This is a genomic window from Mesorhizobium sp. M4B.F.Ca.ET.089.01.1.1, from assembly GCF_004022605.1.
Classification (GTDB): domain Bacteria; phylum Pseudomonadota; class Alphaproteobacteria; order Rhizobiales; family Rhizobiaceae; genus Mesorhizobium; species Mesorhizobium abyssinicae.
Window position 1 is genome coordinate 1 of record NZ_RZOS01000445.1, and the last position, 4,508, is coordinate 4,508.

At 65.8% G+C, this 4,508-nt stretch carries 4 protein-coding genes; all 4 read left to right on the forward strand.

What is annotated here, in order from left to right; genetic code table 11:
* Positions 1–4: 4 nt before the first annotated feature.
* The 4 genes from EN780_RS28145 (at position 5) to EN780_RS28160 (ending at position 4,507) form a co-directional block, all read left to right on the forward strand.
* Positions 5–469 (forward strand): cytochrome c-type biogenesis protein, encoded by a 465-nt coding sequence (locus EN780_RS28145; RefSeq protein WP_128275930.1) that lies wholly within the window; start codon positions 5–7, stop codon positions 467–469.
* Between the two features lie 119 nt (positions 470–588).
* On the forward strand, positions 589–2,139 hold the full coding sequence (locus EN780_RS28150) for a Do family serine endopeptidase (protein WP_128275928.1): 1,551 nt from the start codon (positions 589–591) through the stop codon (positions 2,137–2,139).
* Between the two features lie 209 nt (positions 2,140–2,348).
* Positions 2,349–3,023 carry a response regulator transcription factor gene (locus tag EN780_RS28155; protein WP_187331196.1) on the forward strand — a complete coding sequence of 225 codons (675 nt, stop codon included), beginning with the start codon at positions 2,349–2,351 and terminating at the stop codon, positions 3,021–3,023.
* A gap of 8 nt (positions 3,024–3,031) precedes the next feature.
* Positions 3,032–4,507 (forward strand): HAMP domain-containing sensor histidine kinase, encoded by a 1,476-nt coding sequence (locus EN780_RS28160; RefSeq protein ID WP_128275929.1) that lies wholly within the window; start codon positions 3,032–3,034, stop codon positions 4,505–4,507.
* Position 4,508 lies beyond the last annotated feature (1 nt).

Genomic DNA, 4,508 nt, shown 5'->3' on the forward strand with positions numbered 1-4,508 from the left:
CGCCATGAAGGTCAGGCTTTCGCTCGCCTCGCTGGCGTTGCTGCTGGGCCTGCTCTTCGCCGGCAGCGCCTTCGCGGTGAAGCCCGACGAGGTGCTCGCCGATCCGGCGCTGGAGGCGAGGGCGCGCGCGCTCTCTGAAGGCCTGCGCTGCATGGTCTGCCAGAACCAGTCGATCGACGAATCCGACGCCGACCTCGCCCGCGACCTGCGCATCCTGGTACGCCAGCGCCTCGTTGCCGGCGACAGCGACCAGCAGGTGATGGACTACATCGTCTCCCGTTATGGCGAGTTCGTGCTGTTGAAGCCGCGCTTCAGCCTGCGCAACGCGCTGCTGTGGGGCACGCCGGTCGTTCTTCTCCTTGCCGGCGGGTTGTTCATCCTGCTCAGCGCCCGCTCACGCCGCTCGGCCCCCGCGAACACGCTCACCGCCGAGGAGCAGGCGGCGCTGGACAAGATGCTGCGCGACTGAGCGCCAACATTACAAAACTTTCATGTACCGGAAATGGCGCCGTAATGTGTGGCTCTCTATTCCTCTTGCCGGAGGATGCCAGCCTGAGCGCATCCCTTGTGAAAGAGGATACGAGACCCATGAATATTGCCCCCAATTCATATTTCGGCACCCGCAAGCGCCTGACCGCGACCGTTGCGTCGCTGGCTGTCATCGGCGCGCTCGGCGTCGGCGCGCTCGCCACCGGAACCGCCCCCGTTCTGGCCGACGCAGTGCGTGTCGAGGCGCCGCAGGTTCCAAGCTTCGCCGATGTCGTCGAGCGCGTTTCCCCGGCCGTCGTCAGCGTCAAAGTCAAGGCCAAGATCGAGCCCGCCGCCGATGACGGTTCCGACCAGTCCGACGATCAGGAAGGCATGAACAACCTGCCCGACAATCCGCAGCTGCGCCGCTTCTTCAAGGAATTCCGTGGCTTCGGCGATCAGGGCGGCCAGTTCGGCATGCGCCGTTTCAATCACCGCGGCCACAATGACGGCCAGCCGCGCCCGGTCGCTCAGGGCTCCGGCTTCTTCATCTCCGATGACGGCTACCTCGTCACCAACAACCATGTCGTCGAAGAGGGCTCCGCTTTCACCGTGGTGATGAACGACGGCAAGGAGCTCGACGCCAAGCTGATCGGCACCGATCCGCGCACCGATCTCGCCGTGCTCAAGGTCGAAGGCGACGGCAAGTTCACCTATGTCGACTTCGCCGACGATTCCAAGGTTCGCGTCGGTGACTGGGTGGTGGCCGTCGGCAATCCGTTCGGCCTTGGCGGCACCGTGACCGCCGGCATCGTCTCGGCCCGCGGCCGCGATATCGGCGCCGGCCCCTATGACGACTTCCTGCAGATCGACGCCTCGGTAAATCGCGGCAATTCGGGCGGTCCGACCTTCAACCTCAACGGCCAGGTCGTCGGCATCAACACCGCGATCTTCTCGCCCTCGGGCGGCAGCGTCGGCATCGCCTTCGACATCCCGGCCTCGACCGCCAAGGAAGTGGTGCAGGACCTGATGAAGAGCGGCTCCGTCCAGCGCGGCTGGCTGGGCGTCGAGATCCAGCCGGTCACCTCCGACATCGCCGAGTCACTCGGGCTGAAGTCCGAAAAGGGCGCGCTGGTGTCGAGCGCCCAGGACGACGGCCCCGGCAAGAAGGCAGGTATTGCCGCCGGCGATGTCATCACCCAGGTCGACGGCAAGGACGTCGCTTCGCCGAAAGAGCTCGCCCGTCTGATCGGCGCCTACGCGCCGGGCAAGTCGGTGGATGTCACCGTGTGGCGCGACGGCAAGAGCGAGAACGTCAAGGTCGACCTCGGCAAGCTGCCGGCGGGCGACAAGCAGGCGTCGAACGATGACAACAAGCAGCCGGCGACGCCAAAGGCCGACACGCTGGCCGATCTCGGCCTCACCGTCACCAAGTCGGATAACGGCAAGGGGCTGGTGGTCACCGATGTCGATCCCGACAGCGACGCCGCCGATCGCGGCATCCAGCCCGGCGATGTCATCACCTCGGTCAACTCGACCGAGGTGAGCGCCACGGCAGATGTCGACAAGGCGATGGCCGACGCGGTGAAGTCGGGCCGCAAGGCGGTGCTGGTGCAGATCACCCGCGACGACTCGAACCGCTTCGTCGCGCTGCCCGTCGCCAAGGGCTGACGATCGCGCAACTTTTCCCGAAGCGGCGGTTTCAACACCCCCGAGCCGCCGCAGGGGAAAGCACGGGGCCCGAATACGTTAGTCAGTCACCGTGTTCCGACCCCGGCGGCAGCGGGCTTCCCATCGCCCGCTGCCGCTCCCAACCATCAAAGGCCCTGATGCTCATGCCGGCCACTCAATCTCAGAGCGAAATCGCGTATAACGGCTCTATGAAGATTCTCGTCATAGAAGACGATCGCGAGGCCGCCGACTATCTGCAGAAGGCCTTTGCCGAGGCCGGCCACACCGCCCATGTCGCCGGCGACGGCGAAACCGGCTTCGCGCTCGCCGATGCCGGCGACTATGACGTCATGGTTGTCGATCGCATGATGCCGCGCCGCGACGGCCTGTCGGTGATCGCCGGCCTGCGCTCCAGGGGCAACACGACGCCGGTGCTGATCCTGTCGGCGCTGGGCGAGGTCGACGATCGCGTCACCGGCCTGCGCGCCGGCGGCGACGACTACCTGACCAAGCCCTATGCCTTTTCCGAACTGCTCGCCCGCGTCGAGGTGCTGAACCGCCGCGCCAGCGCCAGGGAAGCCGAAACCGTCTACCGGGTCGGCGATCTCGAGCTCGACCGGCTCTCCCATTCGGTCCGCCGCGCCGCGCGCGAGATCACGCTGCAGCCGCGCGAGTTCCGCCTGCTCGAATATCTGATGCGCCATGCCGGCCAGGTGGTGACGCGGACCATGCTGCTCGAGAATGTCTGGGACTATCATTTCGATCCGCAGACCAACGTCATCGATGTCCACGTCTCGCGCCTGCGCGGCAAGATCGAGAAGGGTTTCGACAAGCCGATCCTGCACACGGTTCGCGGCGCCGGCTATATGCTGAAGGGCGGGTAGCACCTGCCATGGCATTGTCCGTGCCCGCCATCATGAGGACGACGGCAGCGCGGCTCTCGGCGCTCTATTTCCTGCTCTTCGCCCTGTGCGCCGTGCTGCTGGTCTTCTACATGACCTCGCTGTCGGCGCGCATGCTGACCGCGCAGACGCAGGAGACCATCAACGATGAGGTGCTCGGGCTTGCCCGCGCCTATCAGCGCGGCGGCCTGCCGGTGCTGGTCCGCGTTGTCGAAGCCCGGTCGCGCCAGCCCGGCGCCAATCTCTATCTCATCGCCGACACCAACGGCCAGATCCTGACCGGCAACGTGCAGAGCCTGGCGCCCGGGGTGATCGAGACCGAGGGCTGGACGACCGAGCCGTTCTCATACCAGCGCTTCGGCGAGGGCGAGCTCGAACGGCAGCGCAATCAGGCTCCCGACCAGACCACGCCCCCGGCCGGCGAGAGCGAGACGCAGTCCGAGGGCGAAAAGGGTCACAACGCGATCGCGCTGGTGCTCAGACTTCCCAACCAGATGATCATGCTGGTCGGCCGCGACCTCGGCGAGCCCGAGCGCTTCCGCGCCGTCATCCGCCGCGCCCTGATGCTGGCGCTGGGCATGATGGGGCTTGGCGGGCTCTTGATCTGGTTCTTCGTCGGGCGCGCCGCGCTGAAGCGCATCGACAGTGTGTCCGAGGCCAGCCGCCGCATCATGGGCGGCGACCTTACCGGTCGTCTCCCGGTCACCGGCGCCGGCGACGAGTTCGATCGCCTGTCCGAGAACCTCAACGCCATGCTGGCCAGGATCGCCAAGCTGAACGAGGGGCTGAAGCAGGTTTCCGACAACATCGCGCATGATCTGAAGACGCCGCTGACCAGGCTGCGCAACCGCGCCGAGGCAACGCTTGCCGGCCGGCAAAAGACCCCCGACTACCGGCAGGCGCTCGAAAGCACGATTGCCGAATCCGACCAGCTGATAAAGACCTTCAACGCCATCCTGATGATCTCCAGGCTGGAGGCCGGCTATTCCTCGGAGACCACCAGCCCGGTCGACCTTGCGGCAGCCGTCCGCGACGTCGTCGAGCTCTACGAGCCGGTGGCCGAAGAGGCTGGCGTGACGATCGAGACCTCCGTCGAGGAGGATTTCGCCGTCAACGGCAATCGCGAACTGATCGGCCAGGCGCTTTCCAACATCGTCGACAATGCCATTAAATATTCGACCGACTCGACGACGAAGCCGTCCGTTCGCGTGGCGCTGCAGCGCATCGACAGGGAAGTCAGGCTGTCGGTCACGGACAATGGCCAGGGCATTCCCGACGATGCCGATCGCGCCAGGGTGACCGAGCGCTTCGTGCGGCTGGAGAAGAGCCGCTCGCAGCCAGGGTCGGGCCTGGGCCTGAGCCTCGCCAAGGCGATCATGACTTTCCACAAGGGCAGGCTTGATCTTCTGCCCGCCAATCCCGGATTGTCCGTTATCATGAGTTTTCCCGCACGGGAGAACCAATGAT